This is a genomic window from Saccharothrix sp. AJ9571, assembly GCF_021725495.1.
Taxonomy (GTDB): domain Bacteria; phylum Actinomycetota; class Actinomycetes; order Mycobacteriales; family Pseudonocardiaceae; genus Amycolatopsis; species Amycolatopsis magusensis.
In genome coordinates this window covers 3,857,501-3,875,522 of sequence record NZ_CP091382.1, presented here as the reverse complement: position 1 = coordinate 3,875,522, position 18,022 = coordinate 3,857,501, and the positions used below count along the sequence as shown (strand labels likewise).

Here is an 18,022-nt window from a genome sequence, read left to right as displayed (position 1 = left end):
ACTCCCCACTCGGCAGCCCCAATCCGCGTCCAGCCCCGGCGCCACCCCCACTCAACTCACCCGCAGGCACCCCCTCAACGGCTCATCAACCCAGCGCCCAACCACCGCCATCAACGCCTCCACCCACCGCGTCCCAGCACACCCATTCCCCACCAAGACCCGGCTTGACCCGGAGCGGTGGCGCCACCGCTCCAGCCCAACCCGACCACCCGTGCGCCGGGTGCTCCTGCCACTCCCAAGACTCCGATCCCTGCCAAATCCGGCGCTTCTCCATCGTGCGTCATCGGGCCGCCTCGCCGCTTGCGCCCACCCCGAGTTGTCCACAACTTCCGGCCCACGTGGCCCAATCCGCCACTCGCGGCCTGAGTTGTCCACATTCCTCCGCGAATCTGTTTCCCGGCCCGCGCCCCAGCCACGCTGAAAGCCATGACCCGCCTCAGCAACCTCGCACTGGCCGAGCTGCGCACCATCGCCAGGGACAACATCCTGACCGTCCAGGAGCTGCGCTCCACCGGGCTGTCCCCGTCCGCCATCAGCAACCGATGCCGTCCGGGCGGTCCCTGGCGTCGGCTCTTCGCCAACACCATCCTGCTCGCCAACACCGAGCCCACCCGCTCACAACTGCTCCGCGCCGCGGTCAGCTACCTGGGTCCGGGCACGATCATCACCGGCATCGACTCGCTCAACGCGCACGGCGTCGGGCTGCCCCCGCCGCCGACGATCCACCTGCTCGTCGACGCCCATCGAAGAGCCACGCACGCCAGCCTGGTGATCGAGCGGACCTCGAAGCTGCCGGATCCGGTCTGGCTCAACGACCTGCCCTACGCACCACCCGCCCGCGCCGCGGTGGACGCCGCCCGCCGCGAACCCGACGAAGACCGGCATCGCGATCTGCTTTCCCGGACCGTCTACTTCGGACTGTGCGATCTCGACACGTTGAGCGCGGCGACGTTCGCGGGCGGGCAGCGCGGAGTGGCCGGTGTCCGCACGATGTTGCGCCACCTCAGCGGAACGGCCTGCACCCAGGGCAACGGCCAGGCCAAGCGGCTACTGCAGCACGTGCCGCTGCCACCGCCGCAGTGGAACGTCACCGTCTGCGATTCGGGCGGGCGTGGCATCGGCCAGGTCGATGCCTGGTGGGACGACATCGCGCTGGGCTGGCAGGTGGGCGTGCCGGCGAACGATCGGCGCGGGCACCTCGGCTACCTCGCGCTGTCCGCAGCGGGTGTGGTGCTCGTCCGCACCCCGCAGGAAGACCTGCGGGACGTTCCCGCGGTCACCCGCCAACTGGTCAGCGCCTTCGCCACAGCCGCCGCCCGCAAGCGGCCGCCGGTTCGGTCGGTCACCAGGCTGAAGCCCAGGGCGGCGTGATGCTTACCAGTACTCGCCGGGCAGTTTGCCCTCGATGTCGCGGACGTGATTTCGCGAGCAGTCCGGGCACAACCACCGTCGAACGCCCCGGTCCACCTGGGTCGACCAGGTCAGTGCCTCCGCCGGGTCGGCGCCGCGCCGGGCACCGCAGCGAGAGCAGGCGACCACCTCGTCGGCACTCACGTGGCGCGCCCGTGGTGCACGGTGCGGGTGTCCAGGACGTACAAGTCGTCGCGCGCGCCCACGTAGTCCGGCCCATCGGCGTCGAGCAGCCGGGCGATGGCGTCCCGATCCGACTCGTCGAGGTCGTCGCCGGCGATTTCGGCCATGAACCGGATTCGGTCGATCACGTAGGCGGCGACCTCGGATCGCGGCGGGACAGGCTTGTCCACCAGGTAGCTGAACCTGCCGACGTCCGCCAGCCCGGCTCGGGTCAGCGCGGCGCCCCAGCCGTAGGGCATCCGGACCACCCCGTCCATTCCGGAACGCAGGGCGGCGAACCAGTCGGCGCGCACGGCGTGCAGGCGGTGCTCGAGTCCGGGCCTGCCAACCCCGAGGTCCCAAGGCAGGTTCTGCGGCTCGAGCCCACCTTCGCCGATCGCGAGCACGCCGCCGGGCCGGAGCGCGGTGGCGAGCCGGTCGAGGGCGGCCTGTTGATCCGGGAGGTGGTGCACCACGAATGAAGCCCACACCAGATCGGCGCGGTACTCGCTGAAGTCGACTTCGGCGGCGTCCCCGAGCACGGTCCGGACGGTGACCGCGTCACCGCCGTGCTCCTTGGCGGTGGCTTCGGCCAGCGACAGCAACTCCGGTACGGCATCGACCAGCACCAGGGTGCCGCCGCCGCGGTTGCGCAGTTCGGTGGCGAAGGCGGCGCTCATCCCACCGGCGCCGGGGCCGATGTCCAGCACGGTCGGGCCGGCGGGCAGTGCGCCGGCGAACCGCGCCGCGACCTCGGCGTAGGCCTCGGCGGCGAGACGGTCGGCCACCTTCAGCCGATCCGCCCGCGCCGCCCAGTCCATGTCGTCGTGGGTGTGCCCGTGCCCGTGGCCGTGCTGGTGTCCGGAAGCCATGCTCCCCATCTAACACGCAACCGCGGGTGGGGAAACGGCCCCCGAGCCGCTTCCCCACCCGTCGGTGGGCACCGGTCGCACACCGGTCGGGTTACCGCGCGGACCGGCTCGTCTGCCTGGCGATCCAGCGGCCGAGGCGTCCGTTCCGGAGCGACGGACGGGCGTGGCGCCACGTCCGGTCACCGCGCGCGGTGACGTGCAGGTCCTGTATTCGGGCTCTGGCCAGCTCTTCGTAGAGCAACATTTCGGTGATCTCCTTGATCATGGTCGGCGCGGGGCTCGGTCGGCCGAACTCCGTGTCGTCGTTGGTGTGGTCGTGCCGACCGGTCAGGTCGGTCAGCGGGCCGGTGTCGGTCATGCCGCCTCGATCTCCTGGCGCATCGGCTTCTCGGCGGCCGAGGACTGGGCCTCGACGGGGTTCTTCCTCGGGCGGCCACGGGGCCGCTTGCGCGCGACTACCGCGCCGCGCTCGAAGATCTCGCCGCCCCAGACCCCCCAGGGCTCGCGCCGGGCCAGTGCGCCCGCCAGGCAGGCCGCGCGGACCGGGCAGTCCACGCAGAGCACCTTGGCGCGCTCGAGTTCGGCCGGGGCCTCCGCGAACCACAGGTCCGCGTCGCCGGAGCGGCAGGGCAGCTCCCGCTCTGGCGAGGCAACGGCGTCCAGCAGGTCACCGACTCCGTACTCGTCGGTCAGCGCCTCCGCGAAGGCGAGTGCCGAAGACATTCCCGTTCTCCTTGTGTCGTAAGGATTTTTTGGTTGTTTTGGACATGAAAAACACGAAGGCCGCGGATCCGATGTACGGTTCCGCGGCCTTCGTGAGCCTGATCCTGACGGGACTGTCAGGGACCTCGCTCTAAGAGGGGAGGCGGAACACACAGCTGGATCTGCTTGACGCCGCGCGCGGCAACGGTCGGCAGGACATAGGTCGGCAGCGGCATCGGGATCACATTCCCGACGCCGACTTCAGCGGCGAACTCGGCGGCGCGGCGGCCGCGGAACTGACGTTCCACAGCGGCGGCGTGCGAGAGGTGCTGAGCGGCCCAGGACATACCGGTCCCCCGGCGCGCACGCATATCCCGGCCGGCGGCGGCGCAGGACAGGGTTGTGCCAGGGTTACCGTTCAAGTAGAAAATCTTCACGTCCCAGACACCTCCCATCCCCATCGCGGCGCTCGAGGCCAAGCTCGGCAAGCCGGTTCTTCCGGGTTGCTTCACCCGGGTACAAGCAGGTTATTGCCCATGGGGTGGCCGGGGCAACTTATTTTCGGGAAAACTCCCCGAACCGCTGAAAAAGGCCGCTGAACTGGGCTTTCGCCGAAAATCCAGTGGTGACCGAGCGCGCCGGTGCGGCTACGAGCCGACGGCTTCGCGGACCACCGCGAGGATCTCCGCGCCGAACCGCTCGAGCTTGGTCTGGCCGATGCCGGAGATCGACACGAGCGAGCTCTCGTCGACCGGGCACTGCTCGGCGATGGCGACCAGCGTGGCATCGGTGAACACCACGAAAGCAGGGACCTTGAGTTCGCGCGACCGATTTCCGCGCCACGAACGCAGCCGGTCCAGCACGTGTTCGTCCACGGTGGACGGACAGCGATCGCACCGCCCCAGCTTGATGGCCATGGTTCCGGTCAGCGGACCCGAGCAGATCCGGCATGCCTGCCGTTGACCGGAAGAACGCACCTGCGCACTCCGGGCGACCCGCGCGGCCGGGTGGTTTTCGGGCAGCAGACCGTAAAGGAACCGGCTGCGCCGCCGGTTTCGCCCGCTGCGGAACAGCGACCAGGTCAGCGACAGGTGCTCACGGGCACGCGTCACCCCGACGTAGAAAAGGCGCCGTTCCTCTTCGATCGCGTTGTCGTCGCCGTCCGCGTGCTGGATCGGCAGCGTTCCCTCGGCGAGACCGACCAGGAACACCGCGTCCCATTCGAGGCCCTTCGCCGCGTGGAGCGAAGCCAGCGTTACGCCCTCTACGGTCGGCGGGTGCTGGGCGGCGGCCCGCTGCTCCAGTTCCACGACGAACCGGTTGAGGTCAGCACCTTCCACCGTCGCGGCGAGTTCTTCGGCCAGTTCGACCAGGGCGAGCAGCGCGTCCCAGCGTTCCTTGGCCGCGCCGCCGCCCGCGGGTGGCTGTTCGGTCAGGCCGATCGGGGCCAGCACCGCGCGCACCGAGTCGACGAACTCCCCCCGCTGCCCGGCCGCCGCCGCGCTCCGCAGGGAGATCACCGCCTGGCGGATTTCCTTCCGCTGGAAGAAACGCTCGCCACCGCGGACCAGGTACGGGATGTTCAGCTCGGCCAGCGCCTGTTCGTACGCCTCCGACTGGGCGTTCACGCGGTAGAGGATCGCGATCTCGCTCGCGGGCACGCCGAGTTCGAGCAGGTCCTGCACCCGGGCCGCGACCGAGGTGGACTCGGTCGTCTCATCCTCATATTCGGCGAATCGCGGCTCCGGGCCGTCGGGCCGCTGGCCGATCAACCGCAGCCGCGAGCCGGCGGGTCGGTTGCGCGCGGCGCCGATGACCTTGTTCGCCAGCGCCACCACCTGTGGCGTCGACCGATAGTCGCGCTCGAGCCGTACGACGGTGGCTTCCGGGAAGCGCCGGGTGAACTCGAGCAACGGCCGGGGTGACGCACCGCCGAAGGAATAGATGGTCTGGTTCGCGTCGCCGACGACGGTCAGGTCGTCGCGGCCGCCGAGCCAGGCGTCGACCAGCCGCTGCTGCAACGGCGTCACGTCCTGGTACTCGTCGACCACGAAGCAGCGGTACCGGTCGCGGAACTCCTCGGCGACCGCGCTGTGTTCCTCGAGCGCGGCGATGGTGTGGAGCAGCAGATCGTCGAAGTCGAGCATCCGCGCGTTGTTCTTGAGTTCCTCGTACCCGCGATAAACCTGCGCGATCCGGTCGGCGGGCTCGGGCGTGTCGCGGCGGAGGCGGGTGACGACGGCCGGGTAGTCGTCGGCCATGACGAGCGACGCCTTGGCCCATTCGATCTCGCTGGCCAGGTCCCGCAGCACCTCGATCTCGGTACCCAGTCCGGCGCGGTTGGCCGCCTGGCCGATCAGCCGCAGCTTGTTGTTGTCGATCAGGTCCCACTGCGGGCCACCCACGACCCGCGGCCAGAAGTACCGCAGCTGGCGCAGCGCGGCGGCGTGGAACGTACGAGCCTGCGCGCCTTCGACCCCGAGCCCACGCAGGCGAGCCCGGAGTTCACCCGCGGCGCGGTTGGTGAAGGTGACAGCGAGTACCTGCCCAGCAGCCACATGACCGGATCGGACCAGGTGAGCGATACGGTGCGTGATCGTGCGGGTCTTGCCCGTCCCGGCCCCGGCGAGCACGCAGACGGGACCGCGTGGCGCCCCGGCGGCAGCGCGTTGTTCGGGGTCGAGCCCGTCGAGCAGGCCTGGCTTGGCTTCGGAGACGGATGCGCTACCCACTCCCGCATCCTCGCAGATGCTCTTCCCGGGCCTGCCCGTATCCTGGCGTATATGGCCGGAAAGCTGGACAAGGAAGCCGCCAAGCAGGCGAAGAAGGAAAAGCGCGCGGCGAGCAAGGCTCGGCGCGGGCAGATCTTCGAGGCGTTCAAGATGCAGCGCCGCGAGGACAAGGCGCTCATCCCGTGGATGGTCGGCGCGATCCTGGTCGTCACCGGCGTCGTCTTCGGCATCGGCTTCCTGCTGGACCTGCAGTGGGTCCTGCTGCCCATCGGCATCATGCTGGGCGTGCTCGCCGCGGTCATCATCTTCGGCAGGCGCGTGCAGAAGACCGTCTACACCAAGGCCGACGGCCAGCCGGGCGCGGCGGCGTGGGCGCTGGACAACCTCCGCGGCCGGTGGCGCGTGACGCAGACCGTCGCCGCGACCACCCAGCTCGACGCCGTGCACCGCGTGCTCGGCGGCCCTGGCGTGGTGCTCGTCGCCGAAGGTGCCCCCCACCGGGTGAAGGGCCTGCTCGCCCAGGAGAAGAAGCGCGTGTCGCGACTGGTCGGCGAGACCCCGATCTACGACATCGTCATCGGCCACGAAGAGAACCAGGTCCCGCTGCGCAAGCTGCAGAACCACCTGATGAAGCTCCCGCGGAACCTCAAGCCCGCCCAGGTCGACGCGCTGGAAGCCAAGCTGGCCGCGCTCGGCAACCGCGGCGCCGCCCTGCCGAAGGGCCCGATGCCGCAGGGCGCCAAGATGCGCAACGTGCAGCGCACGATCCGCCGCCGCTGACCCGGCCCCGGACAACAGAAGAGCCCCTGCCGATCCCGGCGGGGGCTCTTTCTCGTAGTGCAGGTGCTAGCGAAGACGCAGCACGACGGTGCCGGTCGCGCGGTCCAGCAGGCTGCGGCCGTCGACGTTGCGCAACGCCGCCGGCACGATGATGAAGGTCAGCAGGCCGCGGACGATCGCGCGCCACAGGCCCACCATCGACGCGCCGTCCAGCCGGGCCACCCGGATGCCGACGATCCCCATGCCCGGGGTGAACCCGAAGAACGAGACCGGGACCATGGTGATCAGCGCCCAGACCAGCACGCTCCACAGGTTGTAGGACTCCATCACCTCGGGCTGGTCGAACCGCGGCTGGACGAACACCGAGGTGACCAGCGAAGCGAGCACCAGATCGAGGCCAAGGCCGAGCAGGCGGCGACCGCCCGTGGCGATCGAACCGGGCCCGCTCTCCGGCAGGCCGAGCCGCTCACCACGCCAGCGCTGGCTCTCGCCGTCCGCGCTCGCGCCCGCCTCGCGGGCTCCGGGCAGCCACTCTCCGGTCCATCTCGCCACCCGTCCAGGGTATGCCGGTGGCGCACACCACGTCCGCCCTGGTCGACTATCCGATATCGCCCCACCCGTTAACACCGGCGAAACATACGGGTGACGGTCGGGCAACACCGCGCTTTTAGCGTGAGCCGAAGAGAGTAACGCGCGGGGTAACCGACACCCGCGTCATCACGCTCTGAACGCGGTGCGGCGACAAAGGCACGGCCGCCGGCAACGAGAATATGAAGGAGTTACCGAGGGTGTCCACTACTCCAGACGATATCCAGCGCCTGATCGCCGACGAGGACGTGCAGTTCGTCGACGTCAGGTTCTGCGACCTGCCCGGCGTGATGCAGCACTTCACCGTGCCGGCGAAGGCGTTCGACAACGACGCCTTCGAGGAGGGCCTCGCCTTCGACGGCTCGTCGGTGCGCGGTTTCCAGTCGATCCACGAGTCCGACATGCTGCTTCTGCCCGACGCGGCGACCGCGCGGATCGACCCGTTCCGCAAGCACAAGACGCTGTCGGTCAACTTCTTCGTGCACGACCCGTTCACCCGCGAGCCCTACAGCCGCGACCCGCGCAACATCGCGCGCAAGGCCGAGCAGTACATCGCCGAGTCCGGCGTGGCCGACACCGTCTTCTTCGGTGCGGAAGCCGAGTTCTACATCTTCGACTCGATCCGCTTCGACTCGGCGGAGAACGGCTCGTTCCACGAGATCGACTCGGTCGAGGGCTGGTGGAACACCGGTGCCGAGGAAGAGGGCGGCAACCGCGGCTACAAGACCAAGTTCAAGGGCGGCTACTTCCCCGTCCCGCCGGTCGACCACTTCGCCGACCTGCGTGACGAGATCGTCCAGAAGCTCACCGGCTCCGGTTTCGAGATCGAGCGCGCGCACCACGAGGTGGGCACCGCGGGCCAGTCCGAGATCAACTACAAGTTCAACTCGCTGCTGCACGCCGCGGACGACCTGCAGTTGTTCAAGTACATCGTGAAGAACACGGTGTGGGAGGCGGGCAAGACCGCCACCTTCATGCCGAAGCCCCTCTTCGGTGACAACGGCTCCGGCATGCACTGCCACCAGTCGCTGTGGAAGGACGGCGCGCCGCTGTTCCATGACGAGTCCGGTTACGCCGGCCTGTCGGACACCGCGCGCCACTACATCGGCGGCCTGCTCACGCACGCCCCGAGCCTGCTGGCCTTCACCAACCCGACGGTGAACTCCTACCACCGCCTGGTGCCGGGCTTCGAGGCGCCGGTCAGCCTGGTGTACTCGCAGCGCAACCGCTCCGCCTGCGTCCGGATCCCGATCACCGGCAACAACCCGAAGGCCAAGCGCGCCGAGTTCCGCTGCCCGGACTCCTCGGGCAACCCGTACCTGGCCTTCGCGGCGATGATGATGGCCGGTCTCGACGGCATCAAGAACAAGATCGAGCCGCCGGACCCCATCGACAAGGACCTCTACGAGCTCCCGCCGGAGGAGGCCAAGGACGTCAAGCTGGTCCCCGGCGACCTGGGCACCGTGCTCGACACCCTCGAGGCCGACCACGATTACCTGCTCGAGGGCGGTGTCTTCACCTCCGACGTGATCGACACCTGGATCTCCTACAAGCGTGAGCACGAGATCGACCCGCTGCGCCTGCGGCCGCACCCGTACGAGTTCTCGCTCTACTACGACGTGTAAGCCCGGCTGGCCAAAGTCCGCACCGGCGGTGAGGGTGTCATCCACTCTCACCGCCGGTGTTTCACGTTTCAGGCCCCGAGCAGCACGTCCATGTCCATGTCCGCCCGCTCCAGGCGGCCACGCGGGTCCTCGACCAGCTTCCGGCGCTCGAGGTCCATCAACCCCAGCGTGCAGGTGATCTCGGCGGCGAGCGTGCCGTCCGCCTTGGTGATGTTCGAGTCCATGTGGAAGGTCTTGCCGCTGCCGAACTTGACCTCGCAGGTCACGTCGACCTCGTCGCCCGCACGCAGTTCGCGGCGGAAGACGATGTGCGATTCGAGCAGGACCGCCGCGAGCTTGAGCTCACGCATGCCGGAACTGAGCAGGCCTGCCCGTTCCATCAGCTCGAGCCGCGCGACCTCGCCGTAGGAGTGGTAGACGGCGTGGTTGAGGTGGCCCAGGGTGTCCAGCTCGTAGTGCCGCACCTTGATCCGGACGTGGAATTTCTCGTGCTCGGTCACGACCACACTGTAAGCAGGCCGCGTCAGTCGTCGTAGAAGAGGCGTTCGACGACGGCGTGGGCCCGGCGGGTGGTGCGGCGGTAGAAGTCGAGGAATTCGCCGGGGTCGTCGTCCGCCGAGTATTCGAAGACCATCGCGACCGCGGCCAGTTCACGGCCGGAGCCCGGGATCTGGTCCACGGCCTTGCCGCGCACCAGCATGCCGGCGTTCCGCACCCGCGTCGCCAGCATCCACGCTTCGACCAGCGATTCGATGTCCCCTTCCGAGGCCAGCTCCGCGTGCGCCATGGCCCGCAACGCCTCGACGGTCGACGTGGTGCGCAGCGCGGGGAACCGGTGCGCGTACCGCAGCTGCGCGAGCTGGGCCGTCCACTCGACGTCCGCGAGCCCACCGCGCCCGAGCTTGGTGTGCGTGGTCGAGTCGGCGCCCTTCGGCATGCGTTCGGTGTCGACCCGCGCCTTGATCCGGCGCACCTCGCGAGCGCGTCCGGAGTCCAGGCCGTCCGCCGGGTACCGCACCGGGTCGATCGCCGCGATGAACCGTTCGCCGAGGTCGGCGTCCCCGGCGACGAACCGGGCTCGCAGCAGCGCCTGCGCCTCCCACACCTCGGCCCAGCGCGCGTAGTACGCCCGGTAGGACTCGAGCGTCCGGACCAGCGGTCCGTTCCGCCCCTCCGGCCGCAGGTTCGTGTCGACCTCGAGAGCCGGGTCCGAACTCGGCGCGCCGAGCACCTTTCGGACGGTTTCGGCGACCGACGACGCGAACTTCACCGCTTCGGCGTCGGACGCTCCACCGACCGGCTCGCACACGAACAGCACATCGGCGTCCGAGCCGTAACCCAGCTCGGAACCGCCGAGCCTGCCCATGCCGATGACCGCGATCGCGGCGGGTTCCGCACCCAGCTCGGCGACCCGTTTCCGGATCGCGGCGGCGAGCGTGCCCTGCAGAACCGCCGCCCACACGCTGGACAATGCCTCGCAGACGCCGACCACGTCCATCAGGCCGAGCAGGTCGGCGCTGGCCACGCGCAACAACTCGTGCCGTCGAAGCGAACGCGCCGTGGTGACCGCGGCGTTGAGACCCGGCTGCCGCCGCACGGCCGCCCGCAACGAAGTCGCGACCTCACGCGGCGAACGCCCGGCGAGCCGATCCGGCGCGCCGAGCAGCTGGAGCACCTCCGGCGCACGGACCAGTAGATCCGGCACCAGCTTCGACATGCCGAGCAGGAACGCCAGCCGTTCGACGACCGCGCCCTCGTCCCGCAGCACCCGCAGGTACCAGGGCGTTTCCGCGAGCGCTTCGGACACCTTCCGGTACGCGAGCAGCCCGCCGTCCGGATCCGGGGTGTCGGCCAGGAGGTCGAGCAGCACGGGCAGCAACGCCTGCTGGATCGACGCGCGGCGGGACATCCCCGACGTCAGCGCCTTGATGTGCTGCAGCGCGCCGTCCGGCGCGGCGTACCCGAGCGCGTTGAGCCTGCTCGACGCTTCCTTGGTGGTCAGCCGCAGCGCGCCGGTCGGCACCCTGGCCACCGACTCCAGCAGCGGCCGGTAGAACAGCTTTTCGTGCAGCCGCCGGATGCGCTGACCGTGCCGCTTGAACTCGGCGACCAGCGCCTCGGCTTCCGAGCGACCCCGTGACGGGCGGATTCCGCTCGCGCGGGCCAGCCAGCGCAGTTCGGTGGTCTCCGAGGTGTCGGGGAACAGGTGCGTCCGGCGCAACCGACGCAGCTGCAGCCGGTGCTCGATGGACCGCAGGAACTCATACGAGCCCTCCAGCTCGGCCGCGTCCGCCCGGCCGACGTACCCGCTCTCGCCGAGCGCCGCCAGAGCCTCCAAAGTGGACGACGAGCGCAGGTCGGGATCGACCCGGCCGTGGACGAGTTGCAGCAGTTGCACGGCGAACTCCACGTCGCGGAGACCGCCGCGGCCGAGTTTCAGCTCGCGCTCGACCAGTTCGGAAGGGACATGTCCTTCGACCCGGCGGCGCATGCGCTGCACGTCGCCGACGAAGTTCTCCCGTTCCGCTGCGGCCCACACCATCGGCGCGATCAGCTCGCAGTACTGCCCGCCGAGCTCCTCGTCACCGGCGACCGGCCGAGCCTTGAGCAACGCCTGGAACTCCCAGGTCCGCGCCCACTTCTTGTAGTAGGCGTCGTGCCCCTCGAGGGTGCGGACGAGCGCGCCCGCCTTGCCTTCCGGGCGCAGGGCGGCGTCGACCTCGAAGCAGGCCTTGCCGACGACGCCCATCATCTTGCTGGCGATGCGGGTGGCGACCTGGAGGTCGCCGTCACCGACGAAGACCACGTCGACGTCGCTGACGTAGTTGAGTTCCCGGCCACCGCACTTGCCCATCGCGATGACCGCGAGCTTGGCCCGCTCGGGCCCGTTCGTCTCGGCCTCGGCGACGACCAGCCCGGCGCGGAGCGCGGCTTCGGCGAGCGCGGTCAGCCGGTGGGTGATCTCGGTGTAGGTGGACTCGCCGACTTCCGGATCGACGATGTGCCCGAGGTCGGCCGCGGCGATCTCCAGCAGCAGACCGCGGTAGCCGGCGCGCAGCGCCTGCTCCGCCTCGGTGCCCTCCAGCCCTTCGACCGCTGCGACCAGTTCCTCGGTGTACTGCTCCTGCGCGGTGAGTTTCCGCTTGGTGAGCCGTCGCCACTGGTCGGGCGCGCCGACGAGGAAATCGGCCAATGCGCTCGAGGTGCCGAGCACGGCGAGCAGCCGCCCGCGAAGGAACGCGTTCTCGCGCAGGGCGTCGGCCAACTCCGGCCAGGCACGTTCGTCGGCCTCGCGGAGGCGGTCGAGGCCGTGCACGGCGAGGTCGGCGTCGGGTCCGCGCGACAAGGCGAGGAGCACGCCGTCCGCGCCCTCGGCCGGGCCCGTTTCGGACCACAGGCCGACAGCACTCAGCTGCTCCTCGGCGCGGTCGTCGGTGAAGCCGAACCGCGCGACGGACGCTTTCGATCGGGATCGGTCTGCCATCGCCCCCAACCGTAGCGCCTCCGGCGCCGCTCGCCGGTCAGGCGGGGAGGCGGTCCGGGGTGAGGTCGGCGGGCGTGGGCTCCGGGACGTGGAAGCTGTGGGCGGTGATCGGCTTGCGACGGGACAGCAGGTAGATACCGAGGCCGATCAGCACCCCGGCGACACCGACGCTGATGGTGCCCGCGGTGCCGAGCGAGGAGATCTTGCCCGCGATCGCGCCCACGATCCCGGCGGCCGGCAGGGTGAGCATCCAGGCGAGCACCATCCGGCCCGCGAGCCGCCAGCGGACGGGAGCACCACGCCGCCCGACGCCGGAGCCCAGCACGCCACCCGAGCAGACGTGCGTCGTCGACAGCGGGAAGCCGAAGTGCGACGAGGTCAGGATGACCGCGGCCGAACTGGTCTGCGCGGTGAAGCCCTGCGGCGGCTCGATGTCGGTCAGGCCCTTGCCCAGGGTGTAGGTGATCCGCCAGCCACCGAGGTAGGTGCCGAGCGCGAGCGCCAGTGCCGCGCTGATGATCACCCAGGTCGGCGGCGCCGATCCCGGGGCCAGGCTGCCCGCGCTGACCAGGGTCAGCGTGATGATGCCCATCGTCTTCTGCGCGTCGTTCGTGCCGTGGGCGAGTGACACCGCGGACGCCGAGAAGATCTGTCCAATGCGGAATCCGGAACCGCCGCTGCGTCCCCGCAGCCACCGGTACACGAGCCAGGTCGCGAGAGCCGCGATGAGGCCCGCGATCACCGGCGAGGCCACGGCGGGCAGTACGACCCTCTCAAGTATCCGTCCGAACCGGACTCCGTCCGTGCCGACGGACACCCAGGTCGCGCCGATCAGCCCGCCGAAGAGCGCGTGCGACGAACTCGACGGCAACCCGGCGAACCAGGTCACCAGATTCCAGACGATGGCTCCGATCAACCCGCCGAAGATGATCTCCGGCCCGATTCTGGTCTCGTCCACCAGTCCACTCGAAATCGTCTTCGCGACTTCGACGGAAAGGAAAGCACCGGCGAGGTTCAGCACGGCGGACAGCGCGACGGCGGTTTTGGGCCGGAGCGCGCCGGTGGCGATGGTGGTCGCCATGGCGTTCGCTGTGTCGTGGAACCCGTTGGTGAAATCGAAGACCAACGCCGTGACTACCACGACGATGATGAGCAGCGAGGGGTCCACCCCGACCTCCGACCACGGTTACGGCTTACCTGCGCAACGTACCTGACGTCGGACTTTTGCCGTTAAGCTGCCGGATACCTGGCCGCAACCCTGTCTTATACCAGGGGCAACGTCCGGGTCGGCGCTGCCGCCGGTGTCAACTGACCTTGGGCCAGACGGACGAACCGCTGCGCGAAGGGCCGCCACGTTTCGGCGATGTCGGCGTGCACCCGGGTGAGTGCCTCGGTGTCGAAAGCACCCTCTCGGGCCAGCGCCGCGAGGTCCGGTTCGGCGCGCGCCCAGTCGAGCACCACCTCGGGCGTGGTCTCGATGTGGAACTGGATGCCGTAAATGCACTGGTTCAACCGAAATGCCTGGTTCTCGTGCCACGGCGCCGAAGCGAGGAGTTCCGCACCCGGCGGCAGTCGCCGGATGTCGTCCTGGTGGAACTGCATGACGTCCTGCATCAGCGGCAGGTCGGCGAACAGCGGATCGGTCCAGGCGACGTCCTTCTTGGACACCAGCCGGGCACCGACCTCCGGTCCGCGCTCGGCGCGGCCGACCGTGCCGCCGGTGGCCACCGTGAGCAGCTGGGCGCCGAGGCAGATGGCGAGCGTCGGCAGGCGGGTGCCGGTCGCGGCCGCGAGCAGCCGGCGCACCTCAGCGAGCCACGGGTGGTTCCGATCGTCCTCGGCGTCCATGCCACCACCGAGCACGACCAAGCCCTGGTAACCGTCCAGGTTCTCCGGCAGCGAGTCACGCGGCGGCAGCCGGACGTCCAGTTCGGCGCCCGCGCCGGTGAGCCAGTCGCCGAGGGGGCCGGCGGGGTCTGACTCGTCGGGCTGAATGACCAGCAAACGCGTCGGTTCCATACCTACCAAGGTAGGCCAGCGCCCGGTCAGTGCCGAAGCGGTTCCCCGATGAACTTCACCTCGAGGTAGCTGAGCACGTACTCGTAGCCGAGCCGCTGGTAGATGCGATTGCTGACGGGGTTCGCGTCGTCGGTGAACAGGGTGACGTGCTTGATGCCCGCTTGCAGCGCCCACTGGGAAATCCCGGCCGTGACACCGGCTGCGTAGCCGTGACCACGCTGGTCCGGCGGGGTGTAGACGAAGCCGATCCTGCTCATGCCCGCCTCCGGGACCCGAGCGAAAGCCATCGAGACGGGCTCGCCGTCCACGCACCACAGCCCGAAGACACTGCCGCCCGCCAACTGGTTGGCAAGCGCTTGCGCGGGGTTCTGCTCCGGTGGGACGTAGGTGACGGCTTCCGCCAGGAACTCGGCCCGCCAGCGCAGGAGGACATCGGTGTCGTCGGCATCCGCCTGGCGGAACTCACCGCGGACGCCCTTCGGGGCGACGAGCGTACCGAGTTCGTAGACCCGCTGGCGGAAGCCGTACTCCGGCGTGACGCCGATGTTCCCGGTCCACGCCTGACCGAACGCCTCGACCTCGGGCTCCGGACCGGACGCGCCGGGAAGCTTGGCACCTGCGTCGACGAGCGCGTCGGCGACGAGCTGTGCCGCATCGGCGGGCAGTCCACTGACCATGGCGGGCCAGCCGCGGTCGGCGATGAACGCGCCGTGCAGCCGGTCGCCGTCGTGCACGGACACCATCGCCTCGGCCTGGCGGCGGTTGCGTGCGCTCGCGACGGCGGACAGCGCACCGGTGTGCCGAACCGGATCGGCCCCGAAGACCGCGGCGGCCGGCTCGGCGAACGTCTCGAAACTGGCATGAACTCGGGCTTCCACCTCGCCACTGTGACAGCGGGGCCGGGCCGGTGCCAGCGAAATACCACCGTGCGGGCACACGAAAAAGCGGGGCTCCGGACCATTTCTGGTCCAGAGCCCCGCTCTGTTTCACGTTGAGTTCGGCGGCGTCCTACTCTCCCACACCCCTTCGAGTGCAGTACCATCGGCGCTGGCAGGCTTAGCTTCCGGGTTCGGAATGGGACCGGGCGTTTCCCCGCCGCTATAACCACCGAAACACTACGAAACAACCAACCGGTGACATTGACGTCTCTGATGTGGTGTTTCAGAGCCGTAGAGTGGATGCGAAGCGTCTTTGTAGGCAAGTCCTCGGCCTATTAGTACCAGTCAACTCCACACATTACTGCGCTTCCATTTCTGGCCTATCAACCCAATCGTCTTTTGGGGGCCTTAACCCACAAAGGGGTGGGATACCTCATCTAGGAACAGGCTTCCCGCTTAGATGCCTTCAGCGGTTATCCCTTCCGAACGTAGCTAACCAGCCATGCCACTGGCGTGACAACTGGCATACCAGAGGTTCGTCCGTCCCGGTCCTCTCGTACTAGGGACAGCCTTCCGCAAGTATCCTACGCGCGCGGCGGATAGGGACCGAACTGTCTCACGACGTTCTAAACCCAGCTCGCGTGCCGCTTTAATGGGCGAACAGCCCAACCCTTGGGACCTACTCCGGCCCCAGGATGCGACGAGCCGACATCGAGGTGCCAAACCATGCCGTCGATATGGACTCTTGGGCAAGATCAGCCTGTTATCCCCGGGGTACCTTTTATCCGTTGAGCGACACCCCTTCCACCAGGTGGTGCCGGATCACTAGTCCCGACTTTCGTCCCTGCTCGACCTGTCAGTCTCACAGTCAAGCTCCCTTGTGCACTTACACTCAACACCTGATTGCCAACCAGGCTGAGGGAACCTTTGGGCGCCTCCGTTACTCTTTGGGAGGCAACCGCCCCAGTTAAACTACCCATCAGGCACTGTCCCTCACCCAGATCATGGGCGTAGGTTCAGATTCCCAATCCGGTCAGAGTGGTATTTCAACAACGACTCCACACCCACTAGCGTGAGCACTTCACAGTCTCCCACCTATCCTACACAAACCGAACCGAAAACCAATACCAAACTATAGTAAAGGTCCCGGGGTCTTTCCGTCCTGCCGCGCGTAACGAGCATCTTTACTCGTACTGCAATTTCGCCGGGCCTGTGGTTGAGACAGCCGGAAAGTCGTTACGCCATTCGTGCAGGTCGGAACTTACCCGACAAGGAATTTCGCTACCTTAGGATGGTTATAGTTACCACCGCCGTTTACTGGCGCTTAAATTCTCAGCTTCACCCCCGAAGGGATTAACCGGTCCTCTTAACGTTCCAGCACCGGGCAGGCGTCAGTCCGTATACATCGAATTACTTCTTCGCACGGACCTGTGTTTTTAGTAAACAGTCGCTTTCCGCTGGTCTCTGCGGCCACCCACCCCTAGTCCGTCAAGGACTTCAGGATGTTTGGCCCCCCTTCTCCCGAAGTTACGGGGGCATTTTGCCGAGTTCCTTAACCACAGTTCACCCGATCGCCTTGGTATTCTCTACCTGACCACCTGTGTTGGTTTGGGGTACGGGCCGTGCACGCACTCGCTAGAGGCTTTTCTCGGCAGCATAGGATCACTCTACTTCACCTCAATCGGCTACGCATCACGTCTCAGCCTATATGCCATGCGGATTTACCTACATGACGGCCTACACGCTTACACCAGTACTACCATTCACTGGCGGAGCTACCTTCCTGCGTCACCCCATCACTTGACTACTACAGAATCAGGCCCCACGCTCCACAACACAGATCCATCCGAAGACTTCACCATGCGCTTTGGGTGGTTAGTATCAACTGCCTCATCAGGGACGCACGTGCTCGGGTACGGGAATATCAACCCGTTGTCCATCGACTACGCCTGTCGGCCTCGCCTTAGGTCCCGACTTACCCTGGGCGGATTAGCCTGGCCCAGGAACCCTTGGTCATCCGGCGGCAGAGTTTCTCACTCTGCATTCGCTACTCATGCCTGCATTCTCACTCCCACACCCTCCACCGCTGGTTTACACCGCGGCTTCCCTGGATGCAGGACGCTCCCCTACCCATCAACACGACTACACACAACCCCGAAAGGCTGAGCGGATCGAATGTGTCAATGACACAGCTTCGGCGGTGTGCTTAAGCCCCGCTACATTGTCGGCGCAGGACCACTTGACCAGTGAGCTATTACGCACTCTTTCAAGGGTGGCTGCTTCTAAGCCAACCTCCTGGTTGTCTGGGCAATCCCACATCCTTTCCCACTGAGCACACACTTAGGGGCCTTAGCTGGTGTTCTGGGCTGTTTCCCTCTCGACGACGAAGCTTATCCCCCGCCGTCTCACTGCCGCACTCTCACCCACCCGTATTCGGAGTTTGGTTGACTTCGGTAACCCGGTAAGGCCCCTAGGCCATCCAGTAGCTCTACCCCGGATGGGAAACATGCGACGCTGCACCTAAATGCATTTCGGGGAGAACCAGCTATCACGGAGTTTGATTGGCCTTTCACCCCTACCCACAGCTCATCCCCTCAGTTTTCAACCTAAGTGGGTTCGGGCCTCCACACCGTCTTACCGGCGCTTCACCCTGGCCATGGGTAGATCACTCCGCTTCGGGTCTAGACCACGCGACTCAAACGCCCTATTCAGACTCGCTTTCGCTACGGCTACCCCACACGGGTTAACCTCGCCACGCAGCACTAACTCG

The 18,022-nt window shown here is 67.7% G+C and carries 15 protein-coding genes and 2 rRNA genes (1 of these 17 only partly in view); 3 read left to right on the top strand and 14 right to left on the bottom strand.

The annotated features are described in order from the left end of the window. Nucleotides 1–426: 426 nt before the first annotated feature. The gene (locus L3Q67_RS17580) at nucleotides 427–1,371 is read left to right on the top strand and encodes a hypothetical protein (RefSeq protein WP_499190518.1); all 945 of its coding nucleotides are present in this window, start codon (nucleotides 427–429) and stop codon (nucleotides 1,369–1,371) included. 3 nt (nucleotides 1,372–1,374) lie between these two features. On the opposite strand, the gene L3Q67_RS17575 is transcribed toward L3Q67_RS17580, so the two are convergent. From L3Q67_RS17575 to L3Q67_RS17550, 6 genes are all read right to left on the bottom strand, one after another. Beyond that, a complete protein-coding gene (locus tag L3Q67_RS17575) occupies nucleotides 1,375–1,554 on the bottom strand; it encodes a hypothetical protein (protein WP_499190517.1) in 180 nt (59 codons plus the stop codon). Beyond that, nucleotides 1,551–2,444, bottom strand: a complete 894-nt coding sequence (locus tag L3Q67_RS17570) for a class I SAM-dependent methyltransferase (RefSeq protein ID WP_499190516.1) — start codon at nucleotides 2,442–2,444, stop codon at nucleotides 1,551–1,553. Before L3Q67_RS17570 ends, L3Q67_RS17575 begins: the two co-directional genes overlap by 4 nt. Nucleotides 2,445–2,535: 91 nt before the next feature. Continuing rightward, complete coding sequence (locus tag L3Q67_RS17565; protein WP_499190515.1) at nucleotides 2,536–2,802, bottom strand: hypothetical protein; 267 nt, start codon at nucleotides 2,800–2,802, stop codon at nucleotides 2,536–2,538. Further along, on the bottom strand, nucleotides 2,799–3,167 hold the full coding sequence (locus L3Q67_RS17560; RefSeq protein ID WP_209670584.1) for a WhiB family transcriptional regulator: 369 nt from the start codon (nucleotides 3,165–3,167) through the stop codon (nucleotides 2,799–2,801). Before L3Q67_RS17560 ends, L3Q67_RS17565 begins: the two co-directional genes overlap by 4 nt. A gap of 116 nt (nucleotides 3,168–3,283) precedes the next feature. Continuing rightward, nucleotides 3,284–3,583 (bottom strand): hypothetical protein, encoded by a 300-nt coding sequence (locus tag L3Q67_RS17555; RefSeq protein ID WP_499190514.1) that lies wholly within the window; start codon nucleotides 3,581–3,583, stop codon nucleotides 3,284–3,286. A 210-nt stretch (nucleotides 3,584–3,793) separates the two neighbouring features. Next, nucleotides 3,794–5,878, bottom strand: a complete 2,085-nt coding sequence (locus tag L3Q67_RS17550) for an ATP-dependent DNA helicase UvrD2 (RefSeq protein WP_499190513.1) — start codon at nucleotides 5,876–5,878, stop codon at nucleotides 3,794–3,796. Between the two features lie 51 nt (nucleotides 5,879–5,929). Between L3Q67_RS17550 and L3Q67_RS17545 the strand changes: the two genes are divergently transcribed. Then, on the top strand, nucleotides 5,930–6,658 hold the full coding sequence (locus L3Q67_RS17545; protein WP_499190512.1) for a DUF4191 domain-containing protein: 729 nt from the start codon (nucleotides 5,930–5,932) through the stop codon (nucleotides 6,656–6,658). A 66-nt stretch (nucleotides 6,659–6,724) separates the two neighbouring features. Here the strand turns inward: L3Q67_RS17545 and L3Q67_RS17540 are convergent, their stop codons facing one another. Next, complete coding sequence (locus L3Q67_RS17540; protein WP_499190511.1) at nucleotides 6,725–7,210, bottom strand: RDD family protein; 486 nt, start codon at nucleotides 7,208–7,210, stop codon at nucleotides 6,725–6,727. A gap of 236 nt (nucleotides 7,211–7,446) precedes the next feature. Between L3Q67_RS17540 and glnA the strand changes: the two genes are divergently transcribed. Then, on the top strand, nucleotides 7,447–8,871 hold the full coding sequence (glnA, locus tag L3Q67_RS17535) for a type I glutamate--ammonia ligase (protein ID WP_209670595.1): 1,425 nt from the start codon (nucleotides 7,447–7,449) through the stop codon (nucleotides 8,869–8,871). Between the two features lie 68 nt (nucleotides 8,872–8,939). On the opposite strand, the gene L3Q67_RS17530 is transcribed toward glnA, so the two are convergent. The 7 genes from L3Q67_RS17530 to L3Q67_RS17500 form a co-directional block, all read right to left on the bottom strand. Beyond that, nucleotides 8,940–9,371, bottom strand: coding sequence for an acyl-CoA thioesterase (locus tag L3Q67_RS17530; protein WP_499190510.1), 432 nt, complete (start codon nucleotides 9,369–9,371; stop codon nucleotides 8,940–8,942). A 23-nt stretch (nucleotides 9,372–9,394) separates the two neighbouring features. Next, nucleotides 9,395–12,355 carry a bifunctional glutamine-synthetase adenylyltransferase/deadenyltransferase gene (locus tag L3Q67_RS17525; protein ID WP_499190509.1) on the bottom strand — a complete coding sequence of 987 codons (2,961 nt, stop codon included), beginning with the start codon at nucleotides 12,353–12,355 and terminating at the stop codon, nucleotides 9,395–9,397. 37 nt (nucleotides 12,356–12,392) lie between these two features. Next, entirely contained in the window at nucleotides 12,393–13,523 is a 1,131-nt protein-coding gene (locus L3Q67_RS17520; protein WP_499190508.1) for an inorganic phosphate transporter, read from the bottom strand. A 95-nt stretch (nucleotides 13,524–13,618) separates the two neighbouring features. Next, entirely contained in the window at nucleotides 13,619–14,374 is a 756-nt protein-coding gene (locus tag L3Q67_RS17515; RefSeq protein WP_499190507.1) for a type 1 glutamine amidotransferase, read from the bottom strand. A gap of 26 nt (nucleotides 14,375–14,400) precedes the next feature. Next, nucleotides 14,401–15,252, bottom strand: coding sequence for a GNAT family N-acetyltransferase (locus L3Q67_RS17510; protein WP_499190506.1), 852 nt, complete (start codon nucleotides 15,250–15,252; stop codon nucleotides 14,401–14,403). A 117-nt stretch (nucleotides 15,253–15,369) separates the two neighbouring features. Then, nucleotides 15,370–15,486 (bottom strand): 5S ribosomal RNA (gene rrf, locus L3Q67_RS17505). 81 nt (nucleotides 15,487–15,567) lie between these two features. Continuing rightward, nucleotides 15,568–18,022, bottom strand: a 23S ribosomal RNA gene (locus tag L3Q67_RS17500) (it continues 661 nt past the right edge of the window).

Coding starts and splice junctions, on each gene's coding strand:
- L3Q67_RS17580 (WP_499190518.1), top strand. CDS start 427: ATGACCCGCCTCAGCAACCTCGCACTGGCCGAGCTGCGCACCATCGCC.
- L3Q67_RS17570 (WP_499190516.1), bottom strand. CDS start 2,444: ATGGCTTCCGGACACCAGCACGGCCACGGGCACGGGCACACCCACGAC.
- L3Q67_RS17565 (WP_499190515.1), bottom strand. CDS start 2,802: ATGACCGACACCGGCCCGCTGACCGACCTGACCGGTCGGCACGACCAC.
- L3Q67_RS17560 (WP_209670584.1), bottom strand. CDS start 3,167: ATGTCTTCGGCACTCGCCTTCGCGGAGGCGCTGACCGACGAGTACGGA.
- L3Q67_RS17545 (WP_499190512.1), top strand. CDS start 5,930: ATGGCCGGAAAGCTGGACAAGGAAGCCGCCAAGCAGGCGAAGAAGGAA.
- L3Q67_RS17525 (WP_499190509.1), bottom strand. CDS start 12,355: ATGGCAGACCGATCCCGATCGAAAGCGTCCGTCGCGCGGTTCGGCTTC.
- L3Q67_RS17515 (WP_499190507.1), bottom strand. CDS start 14,374: ATGGAACCGACGCGTTTGCTGGTCATTCAGCCCGACGAGTCAGACCCC.